Origin of the sequence: Streptomyces sp. NPDC050388, from assembly GCF_040655635.1 — a bacterium.
GTDB lineage: Bacteria > Actinomycetota > Actinomycetes > Streptomycetales > Streptomycetaceae > Streptomyces.
The window spans coordinates 1-3,331 of sequence record NZ_JBFAKH010000219.1 but is presented as its reverse complement, the minus strand read 5'-3'; the positions used below and the strand labels follow the sequence as shown (position 1 = coordinate 3,331).

Below are 3,331 nucleotides of genomic sequence, written 5' to 3'. Positions count from 1 at the left end.
ATCCGAGTCGAGGGAGGGGGCCACGTGCTCATCGACACGTACGGCCGAGTGGCCACCGACCTGAGGGTGTCACTGACCGACCGGTGCAATCTGCGCCACGGCAACCACCGGAGCGACCAGGGTGCTCGCGCCACCATCCCGGTGTGCGGCACTCGCGACGTCGTGTTCTGGAAGGCCGACATGGACATCGACTGCGACGGACAGCCCGGTGTTCGTTGCAACCCCCGTACCGACCCGCACTTCTCCGCCACCCCCGCCTTCACGCAGTCCGACGGCCGCCCCCTGAAATCCGAGACCCCGTCCTTCGTGGTGGTGCCGGGGCCGAGCACGCTCTGGGACCACCGGGCGCACGGTGTCCGAGGCGGCTCGGCGGTGGCCGTCGTGCGCCGCGACCGGGTGCAGTACGCGGTCGTCGGCGACACCGGCCCCGCGGGCGCCATCGGCGAGGCGTCCTGCGCGACGGCCGAAGCGCTCGGTGTCGATCCCGACCCGCGGGGCGGCGGCACCTCCTCCGGTGTCACCTACATCGTGTTCAGGGACAGCCGGGTGACCCCCCTCGAGGACCGCCGGGCGGCGGTGACGACGGGGGAGAGGCTCGCCCGGCAGTTCGTGAACGGCGACCGGTGAACGGCGACTGCGCCGGAGCCGGACCCTCACACCTTCCGATACGTGTACGCGTCCGCCGCGGCAGCCTCCACCGCCGCGAGGTCCGCTCCCGTCGCCGCCGTGACCACCGCGGCCACCGCTCCCTCCACGAACGGCGCGTCCACCAGCCGGGTGTGCTCCGGGAGTTCGTCGCCCTCGGCGAGCAGCGCCTTCACGGTGAGCACCGCGCTGCCCAGATCGGCCAGGACGGCGACCCCGGCGCCGCCGTCGACGGACGCCGCCGCGGCGGCGACGAGTTCGGCGCTCGTACCGAGACCTCCGTCCTCCGTGCCGCCCGCCGGGGAGACGGCCACCGCGGTACCGGCGCCGGCCAGGCCCGTCGCCAGCTCGGCGACCGAGGCCGCCACCTGCGCGCTGTGCGACACCAGGACGATCCCCACCAGCTTTCCGTCACTCACCGGCTGCCTCCGCGGCTCCGGCGGAGCCGGAGGCATCGGCGAGACCGGCGATCAGCAGCGCCGCCGACGTGGCCCCGGGATCCTGGTGCCCGATGCTCCGCTCGCCCAGGTAACTGGCCCTGCCCTTGCGGGCCCGCAACGGCGTCGTGGCCACCGCGCCCTCCTCGGCGGCGGCCCGCGCCGCGGCGAAGGAATCGCCGAGCGCGTCGACCGCGGGCACCAGAGCGTCGATCATCGTCTTGTCGCCCGGCGCCGCGCCCCCGAGCTGCCGGACCGCGTCCACTCCGGTGCGCAGCGCCTCGGCCAACTGCTGCCTGCTCACCTCGGTGGCCTCCCCGAGGGCCTTGCCGGTACGGCGCAGCAGCGTCCCGTACAGGGGCCCGGACGCGCCGCCCACGCTCGAGATGAGCAGGCGCCCGGACCGGGTCAGGACCGCGCCGGGCGTGGCGGGCGGCTCCTTCTCCAGCGCGGCCCGCACCGCGGTGAACCCGCGCTGGAGGTTGTTGCCGTGGTCGGCGTCCCCGATGGGCGAGTCGAGGGCGGTGAGCCGCTCCGCCTCACGGTCGACGGACGCGGCGGTCACCGTCATCCAACGGCGGAAGAATTCGGCGTCGAGCACTGGAACTCCTTGTGAGATAGGCACTGTGAACCGATACCCCGGTGTCCGTCAGGCGCCCCAGCGCAGTCCCGGGGTGTTCACCGGTGCGTCCCACAGCCGCAGCAGCTCCTCGTCGATCTGGCACAGGGTGACCGAGGCACCGGCCATGTCGAGCGACGTCACGTAGTTGCCGACGAGGACCCGGGCGACGGGGACACCACGCTCGCCGAACACCCGCTGCACCTCGGCGTTGAAGCCGTACAGCTCCAGCAGCGGGGTCGCGCCCATGCCGTTGACCAGGACCAGGACCGGATTGCGGGGGGTGAGGTCCTGGAGGATCGCGTCGACGGCGGCCTCGGCGATCTCGCGCGAGGTCATCATCGGCCTCCGCTCCCGGCCCGGCTCGCCGTGGATGCCGATGCCCAGCTCCAGCTCACCGGCCGGCAGATCGAAGGTGGGGCTGCCCTTGGCGGGCGTGGTGACGGCGCTCAGGGCCACGCCGAAACTGCGGGAGTTCCCATTGACCTGACGGGCCACGGCCTCCACCCGCTCCAGCGGCTGCCCCTCCTCGGCCGCCGCGCCCGCGATCTTCTCCACGAACAGCGTCGCCCCGGTGCCGCGCCGGCCGGCGGTGTAGAGGCTGTCGGTCACCGCGACGTCGTCGTCGACCAGTACTTTCGCGACCTGGACACCCTCGTCCTCGGCGAGTTCGGCGGCCATGTCGAAGTTGAGCACGTCACCGGTGTAGTTCTTCACGACGAACAGCACCCCGGCCCCGCTGTCCACGGCCGCCGCCGCCCGCACCATCTGGTCGGGCACGGGGGAGGTGAACACCTCGCCGGGACAGGCCGCCGAGAGCATCCCGGGCCCCACGAACCCTCCGTGCAGCGGCTCGTGCCCCGATCCGCCGCCGGAGACCAGACCCACCTTCCCGGCCACGGGAGCGTCCCGCCGGACGATCACCCGGTTCTCCACATCCACCGCGAGTTCGGGATGAGCCGCCGCCATCCCACGCAACGCGTCCGCGACCACGGTCTCCGGCACATTGATCAGCATTTTCACGGGTGTCTCCTAGGGAGCTTAGCAGGCGGGCCTTCCACCTGCGTTTTTGCTGGTCAGAGTAGGTAGGGGGAGTTCTCGATCTTGACGGTCCGTGGCGGTCGTGGGCGGGCTGTGGCGGTACTGGTGCTGACTTAATGCTGACTTTGGTGACGGGCCGTCAGGTCTGCTGGGTGGTCGGATGCGGGCCGGCTGAAGTCCTCTTGTCTGAAGTATTGACCTTGCGGGAGCGAAGGTCACGCACGCGGGCGCTCAGGTGTGCCCGGGAGGTGGGGCGGACCGCGATGAGGATGGGGCCCGCGCGGCCGACGCGGCGGTGCCGGGGAGAGGCTCTGCCGTGAAATTCGGGAAGAGAACGCCCGAATCTCTTGGTGACCCGGTGTGCGAAAACCTCGGCTCCGACGATGCCGGCAGCTCATCGGAACCGAAGTGCTTTCTTTACCTGTCCGGCCTGTACCTCACCGAGTTCTCGCCGGGCTGGACCGGGAAGACCTGCGCCCAGCGATGGCGCGGTATAAGAGGTCCTAACAGAGTGCTCGGACGCGCCGGTGCAGGATGAGGCAGACAGCCAACTGCAGGAAGGCGTCATGGATGTCGTCCCGGCGCTCCC

General features: G+C 71.5%; 4 protein-coding genes. 1 reads left to right on the top strand and 3 read right to left on the bottom strand.

Annotated features, from left to right (window positions below; genetic code table 11):
- Positions 1-627, top strand: coding sequence for a glycoside hydrolase family 75 protein (locus tag AB0I73_RS40780; protein WP_363045434.1), 627 nt, complete (start codon positions 1-3; stop codon positions 625-627).
- A 26-nt stretch (positions 628-653) separates the two neighbouring features.
- Here the strand turns inward: AB0I73_RS40780 and AB0I73_RS40775 are convergent, their stop codons facing one another.
- From AB0I73_RS40775 to dhaK, 3 genes are read right to left on the bottom strand one after another with little or no spacing between them, the layout of a single operon-like run.
- Complete coding sequence (locus tag AB0I73_RS40775; RefSeq protein ID WP_109382168.1) at positions 654-1,064, bottom strand: PTS fructose transporter subunit IIA; 411 nt, start codon at positions 1,062-1,064, stop codon at positions 654-656.
- The gene (gene dhaL, locus AB0I73_RS40770) at positions 1,057-1,683 is read right to left on the bottom strand and encodes a dihydroxyacetone kinase subunit DhaL (RefSeq protein WP_109382167.1); all 627 of its coding nucleotides are present in this window, start codon (positions 1,681-1,683) and stop codon (positions 1,057-1,059) included. Before dhaL ends, AB0I73_RS40775 begins: the two co-directional genes overlap by 8 nt.
- 48 nt (positions 1,684-1,731) lie before the next feature.
- Positions 1,732-2,724, bottom strand: coding sequence for a dihydroxyacetone kinase subunit DhaK (dhaK, locus tag AB0I73_RS40765; RefSeq protein ID WP_363045433.1), 993 nt, complete (start codon positions 2,722-2,724; stop codon positions 1,732-1,734).
- Between the last annotated feature and the right edge of the window lie 607 nt (positions 2,725-3,331).